At 54.0% G+C, this 22,431-nt stretch carries 18 protein-coding genes and 5 pseudogenes; 17 read left to right on the forward strand and 6 right to left on the reverse strand.

Annotation, left to right across the window (positions count from 1 at the left end):
• Nucleotides 1–273 precede the first annotated feature (273 nt).
• From JCM25143_RS15660 to JCM25143_RS15680, 10 genes and pseudogenes are all read left to right on the forward strand, one after another.
• Nucleotides 274–1,347 (forward strand): carbohydrate porin, encoded by a 1,074-nt coding sequence (locus JCM25143_RS15660; RefSeq protein ID WP_267879895.1) that lies wholly within the window; start codon nt 274–276, stop codon nt 1,345–1,347.
• Nucleotides 1,335–1,535 (forward strand): carbohydrate porin, encoded by a 201-nt coding sequence (locus JCM25143_RS24555; protein ID WP_267879896.1) that lies wholly within the window; start codon nt 1,335–1,337, stop codon nt 1,533–1,535. Before JCM25143_RS15660 ends, JCM25143_RS24555 begins: the two co-directional genes overlap by 13 nt.
• Nucleotides 1,536–1,581: 46 nt before the next feature.
• Nucleotides 1,582–1,803, forward strand: coding sequence for a hypothetical protein (locus tag JCM25143_RS23015; protein ID WP_234394822.1), 222 nt, complete (start codon nt 1,582–1,584; stop codon nt 1,801–1,803).
• Nucleotides 1,785–2,804: an MFS transporter gene (locus JCM25143_RS15665; RefSeq protein ID WP_234394823.1), complete on the forward strand. Its 1,020-nt coding sequence runs from the start codon at nt 1,785–1,787 to the stop codon at nt 2,802–2,804. The genes JCM25143_RS23015 and JCM25143_RS15665 overlap by 19 nt, the downstream gene beginning before the upstream one ends.
• Nucleotides 2,797–3,753, forward strand: coding sequence for a bile acid:sodium symporter family protein (locus tag JCM25143_RS01020; RefSeq protein ID WP_025859718.1), 957 nt, complete (start codon nt 2,797–2,799; stop codon nt 3,751–3,753). The genes JCM25143_RS15665 and JCM25143_RS01020 overlap by 8 nt, the downstream gene beginning before the upstream one ends.
• Nucleotides 3,753–5,343 (forward strand): annotated as a pseudogene (locus JCM25143_RS15670) (gamma-glutamyltransferase family protein). Before JCM25143_RS01020 ends, JCM25143_RS15670 begins: the two are co-directional and overlap by 1 nt.
• 356 nt (nt 5,344–5,699) lie before the next feature.
• Entirely contained in the window at nt 5,700–5,936 is a 237-nt protein-coding gene (locus tag JCM25143_RS20510; protein ID WP_081773424.1) for a helix-turn-helix domain-containing protein, read from the forward strand.
• A gap of 676 nt (nt 5,937–6,612) precedes the next feature.
• Nucleotides 6,613–7,395, forward strand: coding sequence for a class I SAM-dependent methyltransferase (locus JCM25143_RS01040; RefSeq protein WP_025859721.1), 783 nt, complete (start codon nt 6,613–6,615; stop codon nt 7,393–7,395).
• An 18-nt stretch (nt 7,396–7,413) separates the two neighbouring features.
• The gene (locus JCM25143_RS01045; RefSeq protein WP_025859722.1) at nt 7,414–8,160 is read left to right on the forward strand and encodes an SDR family oxidoreductase; all 747 of its coding nucleotides are present in this window, start codon (nt 7,414–7,416) and stop codon (nt 8,158–8,160) included.
• 443 nt (nt 8,161–8,603) lie between these two features.
• Nucleotides 8,604–9,719, forward strand: coding sequence for an MFS transporter (locus tag JCM25143_RS15680; RefSeq protein WP_199897786.1), 1,116 nt, complete (start codon nt 8,604–8,606; stop codon nt 9,717–9,719).
• A 212-nt stretch (nt 9,720–9,931) separates the two neighbouring features.
• Here JCM25143_RS15680 and JCM25143_RS01055 read toward each other — a convergent pair whose 3' ends face one another.
• Nucleotides 9,932–10,888 carry a class I SAM-dependent methyltransferase gene (locus tag JCM25143_RS01055; protein WP_234394824.1) on the reverse strand — a complete coding sequence of 319 codons (957 nt, stop codon included), beginning with the start codon at nt 10,886–10,888 and terminating at the stop codon, nt 9,932–9,934.
• 142 nt (nt 10,889–11,030) lie between these two features.
• Between JCM25143_RS01055 and JCM25143_RS01060 the strand changes: the two genes are divergently transcribed.
• From JCM25143_RS01060 to JCM25143_RS23025, 3 genes and pseudogenes are all read left to right on the forward strand, one after another.
• Nucleotides 11,031–11,594, forward strand: coding sequence for an AraC family transcriptional regulator (locus JCM25143_RS01060; protein ID WP_234394825.1), 564 nt, complete (start codon nt 11,031–11,033; stop codon nt 11,592–11,594).
• Nucleotides 11,595–11,674: 80 nt separating this feature from the next.
• Complete coding sequence (locus tag JCM25143_RS23020; RefSeq protein WP_148299966.1) at nt 11,675–11,830, forward strand: phosphoribosyl-AMP cyclohydrolase; 156 nt, start codon at nt 11,675–11,677, stop codon at nt 11,828–11,830.
• Nucleotides 11,831–12,026: 196 nt separating this feature from the next.
• Nucleotides 12,027–12,190, forward strand: a pseudogene (locus JCM25143_RS23025) (GTP-binding protein); the annotation flags it as partial.
• 73 nt (nt 12,191–12,263) lie between these two features.
• On the opposite strand, the pseudogene JCM25143_RS15685 reads toward JCM25143_RS23025, so the two are convergent.
• The 4 genes and pseudogenes from JCM25143_RS15685 to JCM25143_RS01080 all read right to left on the reverse strand — a co-directional run bounded on the left by JCM25143_RS15685 (nt 12,264) and on the right by JCM25143_RS01080 (nt 15,968).
• Nucleotides 12,264–13,219, reverse strand: a pseudogene (locus JCM25143_RS15685) (cytosine deaminase).
• 41 nt (nt 13,220–13,260) lie between these two features.
• Nucleotides 13,261–13,530 carry a hypothetical protein gene (locus JCM25143_RS25495; protein ID WP_456303589.1) on the reverse strand — a complete coding sequence of 90 codons (270 nt, stop codon included), beginning with the start codon at nt 13,528–13,530 and terminating at the stop codon, nt 13,261–13,263.
• 17 nt (nt 13,531–13,547) lie between these two features.
• Nucleotides 13,548–14,890, reverse strand: a pseudogene (locus JCM25143_RS15690) (purine-cytosine permease family protein).
• Between the two features lie 43 nt (nt 14,891–14,933).
• Complete coding sequence (locus JCM25143_RS01080) at nt 14,934–15,968, reverse strand: isopenicillin N synthase family dioxygenase (RefSeq protein WP_025859725.1); 1,035 nt, start codon at nt 15,966–15,968, stop codon at nt 14,934–14,936.
• Between the two features lie 228 nt (nt 15,969–16,196).
• Between JCM25143_RS01080 and JCM25143_RS01085 the strand changes: the two genes are divergently transcribed.
• The 4 genes and pseudogenes from JCM25143_RS01085 to JCM25143_RS01100 all read left to right on the forward strand — a co-directional run bounded on the left by JCM25143_RS01085 (nt 16,197) and on the right by JCM25143_RS01100 (nt 20,898).
• The gene (locus tag JCM25143_RS01085) at nt 16,197–17,531 is read left to right on the forward strand and encodes an NAD(P)-dependent oxidoreductase (protein WP_025859726.1); all 1,335 of its coding nucleotides are present in this window, start codon (nt 16,197–16,199) and stop codon (nt 17,529–17,531) included.
• Nucleotides 17,532–17,537: 6 nt separating this feature from the next.
• The gene (gene preA / locus JCM25143_RS01090) at nt 17,538–18,827 is read left to right on the forward strand and encodes an NAD-dependent dihydropyrimidine dehydrogenase subunit PreA (protein WP_025859727.1); all 1,290 of its coding nucleotides are present in this window, start codon (nt 17,538–17,540) and stop codon (nt 18,825–18,827) included.
• 14 nt (nt 18,828–18,841) lie between these two features.
• Nucleotides 18,842–20,136 (forward strand): annotated as a pseudogene (locus JCM25143_RS15695) (M20 family metallo-hydrolase).
• 111 nt (nt 20,137–20,247) lie between these two features.
• Entirely contained in the window at nt 20,248–20,898 is a 651-nt protein-coding gene (locus JCM25143_RS01100) for a TetR/AcrR family transcriptional regulator (protein ID WP_025859728.1), read from the forward strand.
• Here JCM25143_RS01100 and JCM25143_RS01105 read toward each other — a convergent pair.
• Nucleotides 20,861–22,297 (reverse strand): NCS1 family nucleobase:cation symporter-1, encoded by a 1,437-nt coding sequence (locus JCM25143_RS01105; RefSeq protein WP_025859729.1) that lies wholly within the window; start codon nt 22,295–22,297, stop codon nt 20,861–20,863. The genes JCM25143_RS01100 and JCM25143_RS01105 overlap by 38 nt on opposite strands.
• Nucleotides 22,298–22,431 lie beyond the last annotated feature (134 nt).

Genomic DNA, 22,431 nt, shown 5'->3' on the forward strand with positions numbered 1-22,431 from the left:
ATAGCATCATCTGCGTGCGTTACCGCGTTGCTTGGTGCCCTGCCTGCATTTTCTGCGCCTGTAAAAAACAGTCAGGATGCATCTTCTTCCAATGTGGTCGTCCATGCCAAACGCTTAGAAGACATACTGGCTCGTTCCATGACGGATCCTGCCGTCCCTGCCTATGTGCCCGCAATCAATACACCCGCTGGCGTGCCAGCTCCACCTTCTGCCCACAGTTCAAACTCCAACACTCCGCAGCCCTACTTGTTTTCGTTACACACAAAGCCGGTCATGTCTGCAGGTAAATATCTGGCACAGAATGGTGTCTATATTACCGGATGGAGTGTTTCCGAATATTCTGGTGTACCTGCTGGTGGTATCAAGCATGGTTCGTTTTTTAACAACTTTGCGGGCCTTGGTCTTGATCTGGATATGCAGCGTATTGCTCATATTCCCGGTGCCAAAATTCATTTTCTGGCAGACGATGTAGCGGGAGATGGGAGGGCAGGGGGCTTTACCGGCTCCAACTGGGGTTTTGTCTCCTATTACGGCAACCATAACGGTTTGCAGGTGAGGGAGTTTACGTGGGATCAGGCATTGTTCAACAACCGCCTGTTCATTCTGGCCGGACGCTCCATGCCCAAAGGTGGGGAGTTTGATGGTTCTGACCTGTACTGCATGTTCCCCTCCTTCATGTGTTCCGTTCCAACCACCCTTACGGTTAATGGTTCCATGCCGTCCTTTGTCACATCTTCCTGGGGTGTGCGTTTGCTTTATAAGCCAACGGAAAAAACCTATATCAAAACAGGCATATGGGAGGCTGAACCCTGGCTCAAGGCAGGTAACCATAATAGCTGGCCCGGCCCGGACTGGGGTTTTGACAAAGCGCAGGGGGAATATATTCCTACTGAAGTAGGCTATCGCACCAATTTTACCAACGACCGCTACCCACGTGCTTATTCCATAGGATTTGTATACGATACCGCCAGTTATTCAGACCCGCTCTACAACAACCGTGGCCAGTCTCGGGCGTTGTATGGTGGCACAGCCATGAATCGTCGTGGTCGTACGCAACTATACCTGCAGGCGCAGCAGATGATCTGGAAGCCGGACGAAAAGGGGACACGCGGCCTGATTCTGTTTGGTGCTGCCAACCTGATGACTTCTGGTAATGCGACCATCCACGATGGCTTTGTCGCTGGGTTGTTTGACTGGGGGCCCTTTGCCTCCCGCCCGCGCGACTACATTGGTTTGGTTGGTCAGACCTTTATCTGGGATCATCGCTTTGTGCAGGGCATGAATGACACGCTCAGTGTACACGGCAATTCTGCCGCTGGGCCAATCAGGAAACCATGGCAGAAATAAACTATGGTCTCAATATTGCTCCGGGCGTCATGTTTACTCCGTATTTTGAGTATATCTGGAACCCAGACCAGCTTGGACGCAAAAGCATTATTCCTAACCTGAACACTGCAGTGCAGGCTGGTGCCATGCTGAACATCCAGTTCAGTCCCGCTTTTGGTCTTCCCACACTGCACCGTACACGCAGCTAACAGGCACAGACGGATCCTAATTCCCTATTTTTCAAGGATAAAGCAGATGATTGCAGTAAAATGGCAGCAGATGATTGCCGGTCTTCTGTGTATGGGGGCTATTTCATCCCCGCAATATGTGTGGACGCTGTTTACCCCAGCCCTGAAAGTTGATTTCAACACTAGTGCTGCGGCGTTGCAGGTTACTTTTTCCCTTCTTATTGTGCTTCAGACACTTTTTTCACCCATTCAGGCTGGATTGCCAAACATGTGCATCCTCGTAGCCTGATTATGGTTGGTATTGTGGTAACCGGTGCAAGCTGGGTAGCGACAGCAAAGGTACAGAGCCTGAGCATGCTGTATCTGACCTATGGCGGGTTAGGCGGCATAGGCACGGGCATTGTCTACGTAGGCGTTGTTTCCTTACTTATGCAGTGGTTCCCCAAAAACCGGGGCATGGCCGCAGGCGCTGCCGCAGCGGGCTATGGTATGGGGGCAATGTTGACGACTTTCCCCATTTCCCATCTTCTGGCGGCATCGGGCTGGCGCACGACGATGGCGGTGTTTGGCCTTGTCATGATTGCAGCTGGTCTTATAGCGGCTTTTTTTCTCAAGACACCACAGGTGGAGGCAGCGCAGGCCGAGCAGGGTACAGACAGCGCGGGCTATAAAACCTCATTTGTTGTTAAAACCCCCCTGTTCTGGTTAATGTTTTTTATGATGGCCACTATGGCTACGTCCGGCCTTATGGTTACCTCCCAGCTTGCACAGATCGCATCAGATTTTGGCGTGGCGCATCTGAGTATTCTGGGGATGGCGGCTCTTCCGCTGGCCATGACATTGGATCGTATTGCCAATGGCATTACACGGCCTTTGTTCGGCTGGATTTCCGACCGGTTGGGGCGTGAGCAGACCATGGCTTTTGCCTTCACGCTGGAAGCCATTGCCCTGACCTGCTGGCTGGCATTGGCCAACCACCCGGTTGCCTTTGTGCTGCTGTCAGGCGTGGTATTTCTCGGCTGGGGTGAAATTTTTTCGCTTTTCCCAGCAACTCTGACAGACACATTTGGCACCCGTGATGCCTCGCGCAATTACGGTCTGCTGTATATGGCCCAGGGAGTGGGTGCCATATTTGGTGGTCCGCTGGCCGCATGGCTGCACCAGAGTAGCGGTAACTGGCACCCGGTTTTTGCTCTGGCCATCGGCGGAGATCTGCTCACGGCTTTGCTGGCATTTGTCGTGCTGCGGCCCATGCGCCGTCGTTTTATGCAGAGCAGCCCCCATGCGTAAACTGGACCCTTTTTTAACTGCGCTTATCGGTGCGGTCGTGCTGGCAACCTTTCTGCCTTGCCACGGCCTTGCCACCACTGTTTTGGAATATCTGACAGATGCGTGCATCATGGTCATGTTCTTCATGCAGGGGCTCAAGCTGGAACGGCGCGCCATATTGGACAATATGCGCAACTGGCAGTTACAGGGATTGGTGTTGGCCTGCACATTTGCCCTGTTTCCAGCGCTCGGTTTAGGCTTGCACGCTTTGGCGCCGGACCTTATGGAAAATAACCTGTGGCTGGGCGTGCTGTTTCTGTGCTGCCTGCCCTCCACAGTGCAGTCCTCAATTGCGTTGACATCCCTCGCTAATGGTAATGTTGCTGCATCAATCTGCGCAGCAACTCTTTCTAACATTGCAGGTATTTTTATAACGCCGATTCTTGTTTCGTTTGTTCTGCACACGCATGGGGTTTGGTCCGCGCATGCCATTGTTGGTATTGCCGTGCAGCTTCTATTGCCTTTTGTAGCAGGGCAGCTCCTACAGCCTTTTCTGTACAAATGGGCCCATCGCAACAAAAAAATCATTTCTATTACAGATCGCTCTTCCATCATTCTTGTTGTTTACACTGCTTTTAGTCATGCTGCGGTGGAGGGAATATGGCTGCAACTCTCGGCGCGCAATATTGCCACTCTGATTGCCGTTGATACGGGGCTGCTTCTGGCGGTAATAGTAATAACTCTTCTCACAGGGAAACTATTCAGTTTTTCTTCAAAGGATGAAGTGTCCCTTATTCTCTGCGGCTCGAAAAAATCACTCGCTTCAGGCGTGCCTATGGCCAATGTGCTGTTCCCAGCCTCTGCCGTTGGCTTTGTTATTCTGCCGCTCATTCTTTATCACCAGATACAGCTTTTTCTCTGCACACTTCTTGCCCGCCATTATCACAATAAACACCTTACGGACGTCTGATGCTCCATACATTCCATTCAACACGCGGTATGGTGACATCACCGCATCATCTGGCAAGTCAGTCAGGGCTTGATGTTCTCAAAAAAGGCGGCACAGCTTGGAGGCTGTTGTGGCTACTGCCGCGACACTTGCTGCCGTTTACCCCCATATGACAGGTCTGGGGGGAGATTCCTTCTGGCTGATTTCCTACCCGGATGGACGTACCTGCGTTATAGACGCATGCGGTGCGGCGGCGGCGGACGCGTCTCTTCAGCTCTATCGCAGTGCTGGTCATACCAGCATACCCTGGAGGGGAGGGCTGGCCGCCAACAGCATGGCCGGAGCCGTTTCTGGTTGGCAGGAAGCTCTGCACCAAAGTGCCAGACTTCAACCCAATCTGCCATTGCAAGACCTTCTGGCTGAGGCCATCCATTACGCGGAACGCGGCTATGCTGTATCAGATAGTGAGGCAACACTCCTACACGAAAAACAGGCTGAATTGTCAGAAAACCAAGATTTTATAGGGGCCTACACCAATGCTGACAGGCTGTTCACCCTTGGAGATATACGCCGTAACCCCGCACTGGGTTGTACCTTAAGGTATCTGGCCGAGCACGGCCTGAACAGTTTTTATACCGGCCCCATGGTCAATACCCTGTGTGCAGATCTTGCCAAAGTGGGCAGCCCTCTGAAGCAGCAGGATTTTTTACGACACACGGCAACCCTGACAACACCATTACACACCACTATACGGGGCTGCACGCTCTACAACACCCCGCCGCCCACACAGGGCGTTGCATCACTCGCCATTCTCAAGATTTTTGATCTGTTGAATGCTGCGGAACCCGAAAGTTTTTCCCATATTCATGGCTTGGTGGAAGCTACAAAAAAAGCTTTCCTGTTTCGCAACGCCCATGTTGGTGATCCTGCTTATATGGAGGTTTGCGCACAGTCTTTTCTTAATGACACGGCCCAGATCAGTGGTCTTGCGCAGGATATCGACATGCACAAGGCTATGCCATGGCCAGCCCCCTCGCAGCAGGGAGATACAACATGGATGGGAGCTATTGATTCGTCTGGTGTGGCGGTCAGCATGATTCAGAGCCTGTATTTTGAATTCGGCTCGGGCGTCTTTTTGCCGGAAACTGGAATACTATGGCAAAATAGAGGTTCGTGCTTCAAACTTTCTGATTCTGGTTGGAATACTCTTCGGCCCAGCCGCAAGCCATTCCACACGCTCAACCCTGCGCTCGCGCGCTTTGATGATGGACGCACCATGGTATACGGCACCATGGGGGGAGAAGGGCAGCCACAAACGCAGGCCGCTATTTTCTCGCGCTATGCCCGTTATGGTGTCCCCCTGCAACAGGCTGTTACAGCCCCGCGCTGGCTTCTTGGCCGCACATGGGGGATGGAAAGTGTCTCCCTTAAAATGGAGAGCTCTTTCTCTTCAACCTTGTGCAGGAGCTGCAAAATGCAGGTCATGAGGTAGAGATGGTTGCACCATTTTCTTCCATGATGGGGCATGCAGGGGCTCTGGTCAGGCATGGTAATGGCATGATCGAAGGTGCTTTTGATCCACGGAGCGATGGCTCTGTTGCTGCTTTTTAACGAGCAGGCACGGGGCTCCGACCCATACAGATCGGGCTCTTATGTCTCTCACCAATATAGTGCGACTGGCAGGGCTACTCCCTGACCAGTTGGGGTGTCAGAGCCAGATCAGGTACCCGTATGGTATACTTTGGTCTCGACGGTCGGCCAGTCTCTTGCTGTCGTAACCTCAGATATATTGAAGAGTAGGATAATGTGCTTGTGTTATCGTGTCCATGCGAATCGGGAACAGCGAGTAATTCCATGGGGTGGAGCGTGGTAGATCCCGCGCTACGACGGTAGATAGGCTCTGCCTAAAATAATATGAGTATGTTGAGGAAGAGGGCTCATATAGGTCACGCAAGAATCTAAATGACCTGCACGCTTTTCTGGCTGTGGCACGTGAGAGAATCTTCACGCGTGCTACGGCAACGCTGGGTGTCTCGCAGTCCATGGAAGAACGCCTTGGTCTGCGACTGCTTACGCGAACGACACGCAGCGTGACGCCGACGAACGCGGGTGATTATCTCATCCGCAACATTGCTTCGTATTTTGGTCAGATCAAGACTCAGATTGTATTTTGGGGCCAGTATGGGATCAGCCGAGTGGCATAATCCGTATTACTGAGAGCGATGATGTTATCGCCTATATTCGACGTCCAAGGATTGATCTGTTTATTAAAAAATATCCGGATGCAAACATTGAGATCCATGCCAATCGCAAACTGCTGGATATAGTGGTTGAACGTTTCGACGTCCGGAGCAGGCTGGGGAAAAGGTTAAAAAGGACATGAATTCGGTTCCGTTGACGCTTGATATTGGTTTTGTCGTTCTAGGCACCAAGTCTTATTTGAGAATCATCCCAAACCGAAGGTTCCGGATGACCTTCTGAAACATCAATGCATCACGATGAGGTTTCCGCCCTTTGGTGGGATTTATGCCTGAGAGTTCGAGGGGAACGGCCGGGATGTCAGGGGGCGTGTTGATGTGCCTGTTATATTCAATAGCATTTTCCCGGTTTGGGATGTCTGTCTGGAGGGTTGGGACTTGCTCATACGCCCGAAATGATAGTGGAAAAATATATCGCTGAAGGGCAGTTGGTAAAAGTTTTCGAAGGCTAGTGTCCTTGCTGGTTTTGTCAAAGCGATGCGCCAAGAGCCGGGTGAAGCATCTCATTCATGACTAAAACTGAAGAGTGTATGCAATGACAGGGGGCTAATCGCGCGGGCTGTAAGGGGCTACATAGGTAAAGCGTTGGTAATTTGGGCGCAGAAAGAGGCGAAGAAACACCATGAAAGCGGTTTATCCTATCCTATGCGCGGTTTCCCTGATGGCGACAGGATCTGCCTTTGCTGCTCCGACGTTGGAGCAGGCTGTTAAGTCCGAAAGCCGTGATATCCGGCTTGTGGCGCGAGATTCGATCCGGCATCCCTTAGAAGAACTACAGTTCTTTGGCCTGCGTCCGGATGCCAATGTTGTCGAAATCTGGCCGGGTGGAGGGTATTGGACGCAAATTCTTGCTCCATACCTGCACGACAAAGGAGTTTACACGCTGGCTCTTGGTCCGGAAGATGGGGCAGGATCAGCCTTTAGCAAAATGGTTGCTGCCCATCCCGAACTCAATAGAACGTTCAGGACAGCGCAGTTTGATGGCGAGCATCTCGATTTTTCTCCACCTAATAGTGCTGACTTTGTTCTTACATTCCGCAACCTGCATAACTGGATGGAAGCCGGCAATGCACCGCAGATGCTAGCGGCCATCCATCGTGCTCTGAAGCCGGGGGGCATATTCGGCGTTGAAGACCATCGGGGCCATACGAATGCTCCGCAGGATCCACGTGCGGAGGATGGCTACGTCCGCCAGTCTTACGCGGTCTCACTGATTGAAAAGGCGGGGTTCAAACTGGTTGGCACGTCGGAAATCAACGCCAATCCGCGGGATACAGCCAGCTGGCCGAAGGGTGTGTGGACCTTACCCCCGACCTTTGCTCTGGGAGACAAGGATCACGCCAAATATGCCGCGATTGGTGAGGGCGATAACTTCGTTCTCAAATTCCAAAAAATTGGCCACTGAACAATACGGAGCCTGATCATGACAAATACCATTGCAAATAAGATTATCGTCATCACAGGAGCAAGCAGCGGTCTGGGCGCGGAAGCCGCTCGGCACCTTGCGGAGCAGGGGGCTACTGTTGTGCTGGGAGCGCGGCGCGAAGACCGGATCAAAACGCTTGCTGATGGCATTACAGCCAAGGGTGGCAAAGCTCTGGCGGTCGAAACCGATGTGACGGATCGTGCTTCTGTCCTGAATCTCGTTGATACGGCGGTCAAAACCTATGGTCGGATCGATGTACTGCTTAACAATGCGGGTGTCATGCCGCTGTCACCGCTTGAAAAACTGCGCGTCGATGAATGGGACCTGATGATCGACGTTAATATCAAGGGCGTCCTGTATGGTATTGCGGCAGCCCTTCCACACATGAAGGCGCAAAAAAGTGGTCATATCATCAACGTATCCTCTGTTGCGGGGCATCGTGTGTTGGAAAACAGTGCCGTTTACTCAGCCACAAAATTTGCAGTCCGTGCGCTCTCTGAAGGATTGCGGGGCGAAGTGAAGCCCTACAATCTGCGCACGACGGTCATTTCGCCAGGGGCTGTCCAGTCAGAACTGCTCAGTAGCATTCATGATGAAGCGACTGCCGAACAGCTCCAGAATTTTGTGCCAGGCATTGCTATCGGTGCTGACTCGTTTGCAAGATGCGTGGCCTTTGCGATCAATCAGCCGGAAGATGTCGATATCAACGAGATTCTTTTTCGTCCGACAAAACAACAGGTCTGAACCCGACCAGACTACGCCTTTTCAAAGAAATGGCGGGGCCGTGTCATCTGGGATGGTGCGGCCCATCCGTATGATGTCACCGAGACATAGCCGAGAGATTGGTAATCAATCCGACGCAGAACCTGAGGTATGCCATCTCCGGTAGAATGACATGGAATGGTTATTCATGAGGGTTACTCATGATCATGTTCACTTTAGCGGGGTTGGTTCGGCAGCCTTTCGTTCCCTATGTCCTAGGATCAACCTTGCTGCAGGGAATGAATGAAACAGGCAAGAGTAGCCAGATGGATGCCGCCTGTTGATTTTGTTCCTAGCTGTAAGGAAAGAGCCATAACTATGGTTTTTCGTAATATTGAGGCGAAATGGATACAATTTCTCAAACAACTTCTGAAATAACCCGTAATGCCGATAGGCAGGCAGGAGCTTGGGGTGCTGTACTCGCCATGTCTCTTGGTGCCTTCGCGCTTGTGGCATCGGAGTTTATGCCTGTCAGCCTTCTGACACCGATTGCAGCCGATCTTCATATCAGTGAGGGGCAGGCGGGTCAGGCTATCTCGGTCTCTGGGGCGTTTGCGGTTCTGACCAGCCTTTTCATTTCCTCTCTGGCTAAAGGCATCAATCGCAAGACGCTTCTTTTGTCTCTTATTGGTATGATGATCGTTTCAGGTACCGTTGTTTCTCTGGCACCGAACTACATTATCTTCATGTTCGGGCGGGCGATGATCGGTGTTGTGATCGGCGGTTTCTGGTCGATGTCCGCCGCCACGGCCATGCGTCTTGTGGAAGACCATCATGTTCCACGCGCGCTTGCGATCCTGAATGGCGGAAATGCCCTAGCGACTGTTATTGCGGCGCCTGCGGGCAGTTTTCTAGGCAGTCTGATCGGCTGGCGTGGGGCTTTTTTCTGTGTGGTGCCGGTGGCTGTTATTGTCTTCATTTGGCAGCTTATCAGTCTTCCTTCCATGGTCAGCGAACGCCATAGACAGCCTGCAAGCGTCTTCGGTCTGCTGACACGGCCGGTTGTGATGATGGGGATGATCGCGGTCAGCTTCTTTTTTATGGGGCAGTTCACGCTTTTCACATATGTGCGGCCTTTTCTCGAAGTGGTTGCCCATGTCGATGTGTCCACCCTGTCGCTGATCCTGCTGTTAATGGGTATTTCCGGTTTTATTGGCACCATGCTTATCGGAAACGCCTTGAAGCACAGTGTTTATCCGGCGCTGATTGTTATTCCGGCTCTAATGGCATTTCTGGCCGTTGGGCTTATTCTTATAGGCCAGTGGATTGTCGCTTCTGCTGCAATGCTTACTGCATGGGGCCTTTTTGCAACATCGGCACCTGTCGGGTGGTGGACTTGGCTTGCCCGCACACTTCCGCAGGATGCTGAAGCGGGAGGAGGCCTCATGGTTGCGGTCGTCCAGCTTGCCATCACGCTCGGGGCCACTTGCGGCGGCATTCTTTTCGACGGGATCGGGTATCAGGCCACATTTTCTGCCAGTGCGCTTGCACTGTTAATTGCTGCTTTGCTGGCTTTCGCGATGATGCGATTGGCCCGGTAGTTCTGATTTTGTCGGGCATTCAGGCGAAGCTCAATACTCCCTTTGCCTTTGCGACTGGGAAGAAATGGCATGAGTGTTTACTTTTAGAAATTCTTTCCAAAAGTGCACGATGGTTATTATGAGGATGGGAGTTGCCTGTCTGCGCGTTTTATCGCAACAGACAGGCGTGTTGACGGATAGTTTTTCTTAAGGGCAAGCGAGTATCTCCCCGCTCATGTTTTGCTCCATGACACGATTGAGATAGGGAAATAGAAATGGATCCCGTTTGAATCTTGCCATGCTCCCATGCCCAGACGATCCTGACCGCCTGCGATATCCTCTGCAAACATTGCTTGCAGAGCAGTCCAGTCCTCTGGCGCGACCTGATCCTCCAGATGAGACTCAAGGCGATATTGATGTATCATAGCAGGTGACAGCCCCGCTTTATTTCCGAGTGACAGTAACTGATCCAGTGTCAGGGCACTTGTATGTGAGGGATCGCGGAGTGTTTCTGCCCGATCATATCCTGCCTGACATTCGGGTGCCGGGGTTGCGTCAATCACAATAAGCCGGCCATCGGGGCGACAGACGCGTACCATTTCTGCCAGAACTTTTGCTGGGTCCTGCATGTGGTGAAAACTGTACCGTGTCACAACCCGGTCGAAACTGTCCGCTGGAAATGGTAAATGCAGAGCATTGCCAATATGATACGCCACTGTCACGCCCATGTTGTCTGCACGCAGACGGGCCTGTTCGATCATGGCGGGTGTCAGGTCGATGCCCGTGACGTGTGCACCAATACGGGCCAGTTCACAGGCGACAATTCCCGGGCCGCAAGCAACATCAAGTACTTTCATGTCTTTACTCACTGCGCAGGCAGCAAGTGTTTGTGCCATACTTTCATTTTCCGCGTGGATGGCCAACTCAGAAAATGGTTTTGCCCAGCGTGTAAACTGGGCAACGATCTGAGCATCATGTGGTGTGTGTGAGGCAGACATCTTTATTCCTTTCCTTGTCCATTCAGGGTAAGGAAAGGGCAGGTGGCCGTCTAACGCCATGCGGCCATAAATAAGCGAATATCGGCCAATGAAAAATCTGACAGCCATAGAAACACAAACTATTCTTGTCGAGAACAGGCTGGATGGTCCGGGGAAGCCCGGCTTTGCATATCGCAACCCGTCTTCCGCCATATTTTACGACTGGCATGCCCATCCATGCCACCAGATTACCTATGCACGACGTGGCACGACACAGATTGAAGGTCCTGACGGTCATCATTTGCTGCCCACTGCACATGCCATATGGATTCCGGCAGAAACACGACACCGGACCATGATCCGTGATCTGGATGGCGTTTCCGTCTTTTTTGATCCTGTATATTTTCCGCATGCTGGCCCGGAGCATATCCAGACATTTCCTATAACGACAATGTTGCAAGAGATGCTGCTTTACACCCTGTGCTGGCAATCAGGCTCAGCGGAGCAAGATCCGATTGCTCAGAGTTTTTTTCATACTCTAGGCTTGCTCTGCATGGAGCAGATGCAGGTGAAAACAGCCCGGCTTTTCACTCTGCCGCGAGCCACGCATCCGTCTATCATGCGCGCTATGCAAGCGGCCCTTGTCAGCCCCGGTCAGGCAAATCTGCTTCTGATGCTGCATCATGCAGGAATGTCAGAACGCAGCTTTCGTCGCCATTTTAACGAGGAAACCGGCATGACATGGCAGGACTGGATCATACAGGCTCGTCTCTTTCACGCTGCAACCCTGCTAGCCGAAGGGCAACGTGTAACAGATGTAGCGGCCAGTGTTGGCTACACATCGCTTAGTGCATTTGCAAAAGCTTTTGCCGGCCTGATGGGTATGTCCCCAACTCGCTTTCGGGGCTTGCAAGCGTAAATAGGAGCGACTGTTTCAGTCAGGCTCCTGTGTTTGGTTCTCTATTCCGGCCGCATCTCGACGTTTGAGGCGATGTCCTGATGGTGGGCATGATGAATGCCGAGGTTCTTGTCCTCAGGCTTGAAAGCCACGAGACCCATTACTGGAGCCGAAGCAGCCAGTGCCTGTGGCGCAAGGGCACGACGAGCGGGTTTGCCTATCGGCAACGATCAGCATGCGGTCTAGTTGCGCGTTAGCATGGCGGGTTCCGGGGCGAACTGCCACGTGGGATATCGTAGCTGTTTTTACGGGCGTGTCGATTTCTCTGCTGATGAAGGTATTCCGGCGTCACCGGCTGAACTCGTCTTTTACGAGACGCACAAGACCTTCGATCCGGTCGCTGCTTATGGCGACACTCGAACCCAACGCGGTTCTGAAGGAAAAACGAACATCGACATGAACGAGGTCAATATCGATGTCGATCTGGTATGTAGGGGGGCAGTAACCTGTCGTGTACTGGTGAAAAACTGGTTGGAATGACCAATGGCTGTATCTGCTGCACAGTGCGAGATACCCTGCTGCAGGATGTACGGCGGCTCGTCTTACAGGAGCGATATGGACTGTGCAGGCATGACTCCAGCACAGTCCTGAAACTTCGGAGGCAGGTTTCCTCTATATTCAGTTGTTCCATCATACATCCGAAAGATCGAACAGCTTTTCTTCCGTAAGGTAGAGATGGCTCAGGCGTGGCTCTGTGCGAGAGAGTATGCGGCCATGACGCAGGACGTACAGACGGGCAGGGCGCAGACGGATTGCATCTATAGCTGAGCGCGCTTGCAAAACTACAAGGTTAGCTGGGTTTCCGGGGGCGAGGCCGTAGTCTGGCAGGTTAAGAATGCGGGCGGCTGTCTGCGTTACACCGTTGAAACAGTCATGCAGGCCCTGTTCATCAGTCATCTGGCTGACATGGACAGCCATGGAAGCGACTTCGAGCATATCGTGGCTGCCCAGACGGTACCACGGTCCATGACGCAATCATGACCCAGAGCGACGGGAACGCCTGCGCGTAGCAGTTCGGGCATGCGGGTCATGCCGCGGCGCTTGGGGTAGGTGTCATAGCGGCCCTGCAGGGTAATGTTGATCAGTGGATTAGCCACGGCTCCCATGCCTGCTTCGGCAATCAGGCTTATCAGCTTGTCGGCATAGGCATTGTCCATGGAGTGCATGGAGGTTAAGTGCGAGGCCGTAACACGACCCTGTAGCCCGAAGCGCACAGTGGCAGCCGCCAGAGTTTCGACATGGCGGGAAGATGGATCATCGGTTTCATCGCAATGCATGTCAACGGGTAGGCCCCTGTCCGCGGCAAGGCGCATCAGGTCGTCGATTGATGCTGCTCCATCCTGCATCGTGCGTTCGTAATGCGGAATACCCCCAACAAGGTCAACGCCCATGTCCAGTGCGCGCACTAGCAGCTCGCGTGCGGCGGGCATGCGTAAAAAGCCATCCTGCGGAAAGGCGACAAGCTGGATGGTCATCCAGGGTTTCATATCTTCGCGCAGGCGTAGTAGTGCGCGCACTGCGGTCAGATTTGGGTCGCTGATATCGACATGGCTGCGGATAGCCAGCGTGCCTTGTGTGATAGCCATTTCGCACAGTTTGCGTGCGCGCTGGTAAATATTTTCTTCTGTCAGGAGTGTTTTCGTTTCCTTCCAGATTTGTATGCCTTCCAGCAGGGTGCCGCTGGCGTTGTGTCGCACCAGCCTGAGGTGAGGGTAGAATCAAGGTGAAAATGGCTATCCACGAATGGCGGGCAGACAAGGTGCCCGCCCAGATCAAGCATCTGTGCGGCATCGCCGGTAAAGCCCTTACCAACGGAAACGAATTTTCCATCATGAATGGCAATGTCCGCTGGTGTGCTGTCAGGCAGGGTGGCGTTGCGCAGCAGGAGGTCAATCATGGCTGTATCCTGTTGTTTCAGTTCTGCCGGGCAGCAGCACGGCGGCGGAGTATGCAGATCTGCAGGCCCCCGGCGAGGAAGAAGCCGACAAGATAACCGATGTCAGCCCCGTTCAGCACGGTAGCGATTGGGCCAGTGTAAAGAGGTGTGGAGGAAAATAGCGAGATTGTCAGCGTGGTTACGGCCACAAATACCGTTGCGCTGCTTGTCCAGCCTGGGAGCGCGTTGCTGCGTTCGGCCTTGATGTTGGCCGGGCGGCAGTACCAGTCTGCTAGCACAATGCCGCACCATGGCGCGATCCAGTAAAGGGCGAGCAGCAGGTAGTTTTCATACAGGGAGACAAACCGCCCTTCGCCCATGACGGCCAGCACATAGCCCAGACCCGCTGTTACTACGGCGCTAAGCATGCGGTTGACATGAATGCCTGCGGAAATGAGCGCATAGGCGGCGGTGTTATCATTGGCTGCGTTGATGGCGACGGAAGAAAAAGCGACAGCCGCCAGTGCCAGCGGGGCGAGTGGGCCAGACCATGCCTGCAAGGCGTGAATCAGGGCATCGGGCGAGGGGTCCTGAATAGCAGCCCCGGTCAGCAGGCCGAACATTTCCATAATGAAAGAGGACAGGAACGTGCCGAGGAATGTCAGCCAGAAGATACGTTTTGCAGGCGTGGCGGGTGGGACATAGCGCGTATAGTCGGACGCATAGGCCGCCCACGCCATGTTGAAGCTACTGACAGCGCCCAACCCGACCATAATATCCGCGAAAGCGGCGCTACTGGTGGCCCCTGTGCCGGAAGGGGTAGCAGAATGTGTGACCGCGATCACCCCTACAATGGCGAACGCTCCCATGAGAACCCAGCCGAGATATTTCTCGATAGTCTGTACAAAATCATGTCCGCCCATGCTGGCCAGCAACTGGATAAAGGCAAGAACCCCAAGGGCAAGCCAGAAAGGAGCGGGGATGCCCACCATCCTGAGCAGGAGGATGAAAGCCAGTGCGGATGGTACGTTGTTGACCGCATCCCACCCGACGCAGTTGGCCCAGTTGATGAAGGCGGGCAGCCTTTTGCCTGTTTTGCCAAATGAAAAGCGAGAGGCTTCCATTTGTGGCAGGCCTGTTTTCGGTCCCATGACGCGCAGAGCGCCACTGGAAGGGACCCCATGATATTGCCTAGTAGCAGCACCATAATACCCGTCCAGCCCGTCAGGCCGAGACTGACGACCAGAATACCGATCACCCATGCCGAAGGAGCGAGGTTAGGGGCAAAATGGCTCCAGAAAACCCGATCTGCTTTCATGGTCTGCAAATCGGGGGAAACGCTTTGAAGAACGGCCGCGCTGCTTGTTGCTTCGACTTTCATGCCAAGGAGTTCCTTCGGGGAAAGGGCGCTGGATGGGAGCGTATCAGTCTTCGTTCTGTCGGTAGCTATAGGTTTCATCAAAACGCGAAAGAATATATGCGCCTGCGCCTATGGCGGGAAACAGAGGAGGATGTGCCTCGTCAACACAGGAAGCCAGAGGGCTGATGAGGGTATCGTAATCCGGCCCGAAGAAAAGCGGCATGGAGTAACGCTCTTTTCCGGACTGGTTGATAACGCGGTGCAAGGTGGAGCAGAACAGGTTGTTGGTCCAGCGTGCCATCATATCGCCGACATTAATCACGAAGGTGTCGGGAATGGGGGGAGCTGCGATCCATTCCTTGTTGGCATTGAGCACCTGAAGGGCAGATTCTCCATTCTGGTGGAGAATGGTAAAGCACTCGTAATCAGAATGTGCACCGATTCCAATCTGCTTTTCATCAATAGCACCAGCCTGCGGTGGGTAGCGTAGGATACGCATATGTGCCAGCGGCTTGTGTATGAACTGCTCGAAATGGTTTTCTTCCAGATCAAGGGCGAGAGCAAAAGTACGGAAAATAACATGCCCCAGCCTGATCAGGGCGGCATGGCAGGTCATGACCGTATTTCTGAAATCTTTGGGCTCGTCAGGCCAGAGATTGGGGCCGTAGAGAGATTTTCCGGCTAGCACGTCAGGGTCGCTTGCAGGAATGTCGCAGGCTAGGTCGAAGGCTTCGTGCAGGTCGCCTAGTGATTCTGGGTTTGTGTTTTCTTCCAGCAGGGGGCCGTAACCGCGATGGTTAGCCGAGTTGCGGATATGGATACGGTTTTTTTCTGGAAGAGGTAGGGCAAAAAACTGGCGGCTGCGTTCATAACAGTCTGACAGGGTTTGCTGGGACACGCCATGGTTTCGGACATAGAAAAAGCCTACTTCTGTACAGGCTTTTCTGACAGCGCGGCCGACATCGTGGCGTTTTTGAGGGTCGGGCAGAAACATGCCGGCCAAGTCAATGACAGGAATCTGCTCAAAGGCTAGCTGTTTGACGTCCAGCCCAGCCTTGCCGACGGGGCGCAGGCCATTGCCGGTTTTTACCATAACCATCCGGGGTTGTTCCTCCTGGTGGGATTGAGGCGTCCTGTGGCGCTCCGTGCAGGCAGCATACTGTTGCATATTTCGGATTCGCAATATTTTTCTGACCATCCAGACAAATTCTGTGGGTTGGTCTCGCGTTCGCGTATGAAAACTGACTGGATGGTCAGAAAAATATTGCGCGTGTCGGTTTGATGGTCATACCATTGCGAAACCAAAATATCATGAGGTGCCGACAACATGCTGCAACAGGATATTGCTAGTGGTAGGCTTGATCATGAGGAACTACGGAGCAATTTCGCTCAGGCTTCTCCACCTCTTGCGCCGATGCAGGCCGTTATGGAGTCGGAACGGTGTTTTTATTGCCATGATGCGCCCTGTATTCAGGCATGCCCGACATCCATTGATATTCCGCGCTTCATAAACGCGATTGGTAATGGCAATCCGGGTGGGGCTGCCCGTATTATCCTGGAGGCCAATATTCTGGGGGGCTCCTGCGCGCGTGTTTGTCCAACAGAAATCCTGTGTGAACAGAAATGCGTTCATAACCTGCTAGAAAATGGCCGACCGGTGCGGATTGGCGCGTTGCAGGAATACGCTACGGACTGGCAGATGGCTCAGGGCAGTCAGCCTTTTACCCGTGCTGAGCCGACAGGGCGGCGGGTGGCTGTTGTAGGGGCTGGGCCAGCCGGGCTGGCCTGCGCGCACCGGCTGGCTTTGCATGGGCATGATGTGAGCATATTTGACAGCCACGGGCACCCCGGCGGACTGAACCAGTACGGGGTGGCCGCCTATAAGATGGCCGATGATTTTGCAGCACGCGAGGTTGCGTTTCTGCTGTCGATCGGTGGCATTGTCTTCGAGGGCGGAAAAAGTCTCGGCATTGATTTTACGTTGGATACGCTGCGTCAGGATTATGATGCAGTGTTTCTGGCGTTTGGTCTGGGCAAGAGCCGTTCAGTTGGAATTGAGGGCGAAGATCTGCCCGGCGTAATGGATGCGCTTGCGTTTATTGAGCAGATCCGCACGCAAGTGTTGTCGGATATTCCCGTAGGGCGGCGTGTGATCGTGATCGGCGGTGGTAACACTGCGGTCGATGCAGCGGTGCAGGCACGCAGGCTGGGGGCAGATAGTGTTACACTGGCTTACCGCCGGGGGCCGGAACAGATGTCCGCCACACTGGCCGAGCGAGAATGGGCACAGACCAATGGCGTGAGCGTGCGTTTCTGGTCGTCTCCGGTAAAGATCATGCACGAAGATGGTGTTCTGAGCGCAGTGGCGTTTGATCACACACCGCTGGGGCAGCATGATCAGGCTCCACGACGAGAGGTTATTCCGGCCGATATGGTGCTGACTGCCGTAGGGCAACTCATGGACCCCGGCATGGTCTCTGCGATGCATGTAACCATGCGTAACGGGCGCATTGTTGTGGATGATCAATACAGAACAAGCCTGCCGGGTGTTTATGCAGGAGGGGACTGTACGGAGGGTATGGACCTGACCGTGGCTGCGGTGCGTGATGGCCGGGATGCGGCACAGGCCATTCACGCCGCCTTTGGTCAGGACCGGGAGTAGAAAAACATGGCTGATCTGAAAACAGAATTTGCAGGTATTCGTTCTCCCAATCCGTTCTGGCTGGCCTCCGCGCCACCAACGGACAAAGCCTATAACGTCAAGCGGGCGTTTGAGGCAGGGTGGGGCGGCGTTGTGTGGAAAACACTGGGAGAGGACCCGCCGGTGGTCAATGTCAGTTCCCGTTATGGTGGGCTGCACCATCATGGCCGGAAAATGATCGGGTTTAACAATATCGAGCTGATTTCAGATCGGCCACTTGCGGTCAACATCGCCGAGATCAAGGCAGTCAAAGCCGCTTATCCTGACAGGGCCGTGGTGGTCAGCCTTATGGTGCCATGCGAGGAGCAAAGCTGGCGCGCCATACTGCCCATTGTTGAGGAAACCGGGGCCGATGGCATCGAGCTGAACTTTGGCTGTCCTCACGGCATGTCCGAACGCAATATGGGGGCGGCGGTAGGGCAGGTGCCCGAGTATGTGGAAATGGTGACGCGCTGGTGCAAGCAGTTTACCCGCATGCCAGTTATCGTGAAGCTCACTCCTAATGTAACGGATATTCTCATGCCTGCGCGCGCGGCCTTACGTGGCGGGGCGGATGCCGTTTCCCTCATCAACACGGTGCAGTCCATTATTGGGGTCGATCTAGACCAGATGGCGCCTATGCCGGTTGTGGATGGTATGGGCACGCATGGTGGCTATTGTGGCCCGGCCGTCAAGCCTATTGCCTTGCGTATGGTGGGGGAAATCGCGCGGGATCCCGGACTGGCCCACCTGCCTATTTCTGGCATGGGTGGTATTGAAACATGGCGCGACGCAGCGGAATTTCTGGCTATGGGGGCCTCTGCCCTGCAGGTCTGCACGGCGGCCATGCATTACGGCTTTCGTATCGTGCAAGACATGATAGACGGCTTGTCCGCGTGGATGGATGAAAAGGGCTATCAGGATATCCACGCACTGAGCGGGCGGGCGGTGCGCAATTATGTGCCATGGAACACGCTCAACCTGAAGTTCAGAACCATAGCACATATCGATCAGGAACGCTGCGTGGGCTGCGGACTGTGCCATATCGCCTGCGAGGACACCTCGCATCAAGCCATTGCTGTTGGTGGCGTGTCCGGTGCGCGCCGGTACGATGTCATTGAGAGTGAATGCGTTGGGTGCAATCTGTGTGCTCATGTCTGCCCTGTTGCGGAGTGCATCACCATGCAGCCGCAACCAGTCGATGGGCACGTGACATGGCGTGAATACGAACACAGTGCAGAGCGCCTAGCAGGCTGCTCAGTAGCTCACGGCGTATGAGGGGAGAGGTGAACATGACACAACAGGACAGGACCGTGCAGGGGGCGGGCCCCCGTGGGCAGGGTGATAATTTGCGGGTGGATGGTGCCGCCCTGTGGCGCGATCTGATGGACAGTGCGCGTTTTGGAGCGACCCCCAAGGGCGGGATACGTCGTCTGGCCCTGACGGAGGAGGACAGGCAGGTCAGGGAATGGTTTGTCAGTGCTTGCGAGGCTCTGGGCTGCGTGGTTTCATATGACTCCATGGGCAATATTTTTGCCCGTAGGCCGGGGCAAGATAATACCCTGCCGCCACTGGCCATGGGCAGCCACCTTGATACGCAACCTACAGGGGGGCGCTTCGATGGTATTCTGGGTGTGCTGGGCGGGCTTGCGGTGCTACGCTCCCTACACATGGCCGGGCATGTAACCCGCCACCCGGTGGAGCTTGTCTGCTGGACGAACGAGGAAGGCTCGCGGTTCTCGCCTCCCATGATGTGTTCTGGCGTGTTCGCGGGTGTTTTTACCGAGCACGAGGTTCTGGAAAAGCAGGATCGTGCTGGCCTGCGCTTTGGCGATGCCCTGCAGGCTATTGGCTACAAAGGGGCGGAGCGTGTGGCCAGCACCCTTTGACAGCGTATTTTGAGCTCCATATCGAGCAAGGCCCCATTCTGGAAGCGGAAGGCCATACCATCGGGATTGTCCGCGGTATTCAGGGCGCGCGGTGGTACGAGGTTACGCTCAGGGGCAGGGAGGCGCATGCGGGCTCCACGCCCATGCCAATGAGGCACGATGCTCTTGTGGCTGCGGCAGGCATGGTTCTGGCTGTCAGACATGTGGCGATGCAGCATGCGCCTTTGGCAGTTGGTACGGTCGGCCTTGTTGAGAACCGCCCGAATAGCAGTAACGTTGTGCCGGGAGAGGTCTTTTTCACGATCGATATCCGTCACCCTGAAGATGCATTCGTGGTCGACATGGAAAAAGCCTTGATGGGTGATCTGGAGCGCCTAGCGGCGGAAAGCGGGGTGCTGCTGGATGTGAAGCGTATATGGGATGCACCCGCCGTACCTTTCGATCCAGCCTGCATAGAAATTGTGGCGCGCGCGTCGGACCAGCTTGGTTATTCTGCTCGTGAGATAGTGTCTGGCCCCGGTCATGATGCGGGTTACATCGCTCGTGTAGCGCCAACCGCCATGATTTTCGTGCCCTGCAAGGACGGCTTGAGCCATAATGAAGAAGAAAGCATTCTTGAGGAGGATGCCGAAAAAGGTGCCAATGTGCTGTTGGCGGCCCTGTTGGCGGCGGATGCTCGTTTCAGTCGTGGTGCCTGATTACGCCTGAGTGGCGGGAATAAAACATACCGGCTGGTCTTTTGCGTGTGAATGGCTGTGCTATAGCCGTAAAGGTGGTGCAACCTCCATGTGAAAGACTGCCCCGGCGATATGACCAAACAGAAAAAAACATCAGAAGAACCGGGTGTTCCGCGGCGCAATAATTCAAAACAGATATTGGATGCCGCGGAAAAGGTATTTTCTGTCCATGGGTTATCTGGCACGCGGATAGAAGATATCGCCCGTGCCTGTGGGCTGCCTAAGGCGAATGTCCTTTATTATTTCAGCACCAAGGAAAAACTTTATAAGGCAACGCTGGAGCGTGTGCTTGGGCACTGGCTCGCGAATGCCGAATTGCACCTCTCGGCGGAACAGGATCCTGCGGAAGGATTGAGACAGTATGTGCTCTCAAAAATGGCATTTTCGCAAAAGCACCCTGCTGCATCGCGTCTGTTCATGCATGAATTGCTTGCAGGTGGGCGGCATGTGCGGGGGTTCCTTAAAACAACCATGCGCGAGCATGTTGCCAACCGTGTCACGGTTTTTAAGGTATGGCAGGAAAAAGGTCTGATCCAGATTGCCGATCCGGTGCATTTCCTGTTTTTGCTCTGGGCGATGACACAGTCTTACGCGGATATGCAGGTTCAGTACGCTACCTTGCTGGGGCGTGCGCGTCTGACTCAGGCTGATTTTGAAAACGGCACAGAGGCGATATTGCAACTGGTCAATGCCGCCTGCCTGCAAAAGCCGGATGGAAACTGAGCAGCAGATAGAGCAGGACAGACACGCCTAGGCCTGTGAGTTCGGACAGGCTGGCCAGAACTGGCCATACAGGAGCGAAGATCAGCATAATACTTACGGCTGTTCCACCGGCCAGTGCTATGAGCGCGCGCGGGTTGATGCCGCGGGAATACCAGTAAATATCCTGAGGGCGGGCGCTGTAGAGAGCCTGTATGTCGACCTGCTTATTGTGGATGATGTGATAATCCGTAATGACAATGCCGGCGAGCGGGCAAATGAACGCCCCCAGTATGTCCAGTGTCAGGTGAATAAGTTCGGGGCGTGCATAAAGGTTCCACGGCGTAATACCTATGGCGGCTGTGGCGGCCAGCAGGCCCCCTTTGCGCCAGGATAGTGCTTGTGGGGCAAGGCTGGAAAAATCAAAAGCGGCAGAGACGAAATTGGCGGTAATGTTGATGCCAGCCGTAGCAATGACGAATGTTATAATGCCGATAACAGAAGCAGTCGTGTTGTCGAGGCGTGCAATGGTCTCGACCGGGTCTGTCAGTAACTGCCCGAAAACCGGGAGTGTCAGGCTGATACTGCTCAGGCTGAGTAGGGAAAAGGCAAGGAAATTCAGCGGAAGCCCAAGGAAATTGCCTTTTCGTACAGAATCGGGGCTGGAAGCGTAGCGTGCAAAATCACCAAAATTGAGAACGATCGGCGAAAAATACGCCACGACCATTGTGATGATATCCAGCATGCCACCAAGAGATGAAGCGGTTTTTGCAACCGGTAAGCTTGCAGGAAAATGCCAGCCAGTTCGGGACAAAAGCCATAGGACCAGAACAATCATCATTCCATAAATTGCAGGACCAGCCCAGTCTATGAAGCGGCGTACGGCGTTCATGCCGTTCCAAAATATGGTGATCTGTAGCCCCCAGACAGCAAGAAATGCTACCCAGCCTATCAGTGAAAGCCCGGCAAAGCCGTGCAGACTGGCATTGGCAAGTGGGCTGAAAGCGGGATGGAGGGCTATGACCAGAATGACGAGCGCGTTTGAGGCAAGCCATGTCTGGATACCATACCAGCCAATGGCGATGCAGCCCCTAATCGTGGCAGGCACGGCAGCGCCATAAACCCCAAATGCCATTCGGGCTACGACGGGAAAGGGAGCGCCCGAGACCATACTGGGGCCAGCTATGAGGTTGCAACCCAATTGAACGATGATAATGGCCGCCATCATGGCGGCCAGAATATGTGTAACCGGCAGGCCGATCATAAGAAAACTGCCGATTGTGACATAACCTGCGACACTGTGGATGTTTGACATCCACAAAAACAGATAGTCTTTCCAGGCCCATGTGCGCAGGGCCGAGGGTGATAGGTCGTCATTTGTCAGGGCTGGGTCATTCTGATCCGCGGATTTGCTGTCAAACATTGTCCTTGCCCCATCGATTCCTGCTGACAAAGAGTATTGACCATTTAGTCAGATAAACAATACGGTATCGATATAAAATAAAGGATATAACAGGATCAGGCAGCCGTTAGAGCTGTAGGTGCAGGAGAGAGGGG

The organism is Acetobacter papayae JCM 25143, from assembly GCF_000613285.1.
Lineage (GTDB): Bacteria > Pseudomonadota > Alphaproteobacteria > Acetobacterales > Acetobacteraceae > Acetobacter > Acetobacter papayae.

What these genes read in the sequence shown, in the direction of transcription:
- JCM25143_RS15680 (WP_199897786.1), top strand. Translation starts at nt 8,604, where the DNA reads ATGTCTCTTGGTGCCTTCGCGCTTGTGGCATCGGAGTTTATGCCTGTC.
- JCM25143_RS01080 (WP_025859725.1), bottom strand. Translation starts at nt 15,968, where the DNA reads ATGGTTATGGTAAAAACCGGCAATGGCCTGCGCCCCGTCGGCAAGGCT.
- JCM25143_RS01020 (WP_025859718.1), top strand. Translation starts at nt 2,797, where the DNA reads ATGCGTAAACTGGACCCTTTTTTAACTGCGCTTATCGGTGCGGTCGTG.
- JCM25143_RS01105 (WP_025859729.1), bottom strand. Translation starts at nt 22,297, where the DNA reads ATGTTTGACAGCAAATCCGCGGATCAGAATGACCCAGCCCTGACAAAT.
- JCM25143_RS01060 (WP_234394825.1), top strand. Translation starts at nt 11,031, where the DNA reads ATGATCCGTGATCTGGATGGCGTTTCCGTCTTTTTTGATCCTGTATAT.
- JCM25143_RS01100 (WP_025859728.1), top strand. Translation starts at nt 20,248, where the DNA reads ATGACCAAACAGAAAAAAACATCAGAAGAACCGGGTGTTCCGCGGCGC.
- JCM25143_RS15660 (WP_267879895.1), top strand. Translation starts at nt 274, where the DNA reads ATGTCTGCAGGTAAATATCTGGCACAGAATGGTGTCTATATTACCGGA.
- JCM25143_RS01085 (WP_025859726.1), top strand. Translation starts at nt 16,197, where the DNA reads ATGCTGCAACAGGATATTGCTAGTGGTAGGCTTGATCATGAGGAACTA.
- JCM25143_RS23015 (WP_234394822.1), top strand. Translation starts at nt 1,582, where the DNA reads ATGATTGCAGTAAAATGGCAGCAGATGATTGCCGGTCTTCTGTGTATG.
- preA (WP_025859727.1), top strand. Translation starts at nt 17,538, where the DNA reads ATGGCTGATCTGAAAACAGAATTTGCAGGTATTCGTTCTCCCAATCCG.
- JCM25143_RS01045 (WP_025859722.1), top strand. Translation starts at nt 7,414, where the DNA reads ATGACAAATACCATTGCAAATAAGATTATCGTCATCACAGGAGCAAGC.
- JCM25143_RS24555 (WP_267879896.1), top strand. Translation starts at nt 1,335, where the DNA reads ATGGCAGAAATAAACTATGGTCTCAATATTGCTCCGGGCGTCATGTTT.
- JCM25143_RS01055 (WP_234394824.1), bottom strand. Translation starts at nt 10,888, where the DNA reads ATGGCGGAAGACGGGTTGCGATATGCAAAGCCGGGCTTCCCCGGACCA.
- JCM25143_RS25495 (WP_456303589.1), bottom strand. Translation starts at nt 13,530, where the DNA reads ATGATTGACCTCCTGCTGCGCAACGCCACCCTGCCTGACAGCACACCA.
- JCM25143_RS01040 (WP_025859721.1), top strand. Translation starts at nt 6,613, where the DNA reads ATGAAAGCGGTTTATCCTATCCTATGCGCGGTTTCCCTGATGGCGACA.
- JCM25143_RS23020 (WP_148299966.1), top strand. Translation starts at nt 11,675, where the DNA reads ATGGTGGGCATGATGAATGCCGAGGTTCTTGTCCTCAGGCTTGAAAGC.